The sequence below is a fragment of the Cognatundibacterium luofuense genome (genome assembly GCF_018139685.1).
Lineage (GTDB): Bacteria > Pseudomonadota > Gammaproteobacteria > Burkholderiales > Burkholderiaceae_D > Undibacterium > Undibacterium luofuense.
In genome coordinates this window covers 1-287 of the sequence record NZ_JAGSPN010000616.1, presented here as the reverse complement: position 1 = coordinate 287, position 287 = coordinate 1, and the positions used below count along the sequence as shown (strand labels likewise).

The 287-nt window shown below is 46.0% G+C and carries 1 protein-coding gene; it reads left to right on the top strand.

Annotated elements, in window-relative coordinates; genetic code table 11:
- Nucleotides 1-114: 114 nt before the first annotated feature.
- Nucleotides 115-287, top strand: a 173-nt coding sequence (locus tag KDM89_RS21885; RefSeq protein WP_329604733.1) for an FmdB family zinc ribbon protein, incomplete at its 3' end; no start/stop codon positions are given.

The following is a 287-nucleotide window of genomic DNA, read 5'->3' as shown; positions in this document are numbered from 1 at the left end:
TGCCACAATATACACGGCAAGCGGCGGAAGTCTGAGCCAGGCTTGATGCAATGCGCAAATTTTCCGGTAAAACCTTTATAATTCAGGGTTTTATCAGTTTTTTAGGGCGAGAGTATGCCGATTTACGCTTATCGTTGCGAACAGTGTGGTTTTGCCAAAGATGTATTGCAAAAGATTTCTGATGCGCCGCTGACTGACTGTCCTGAGTGTGGCAAGTCTGCATTTAAGAAGCAGGTGACTGCGGCTGGTTTTCAGCTCAAAGGTAATGGCTGGTATGTGACCGATTT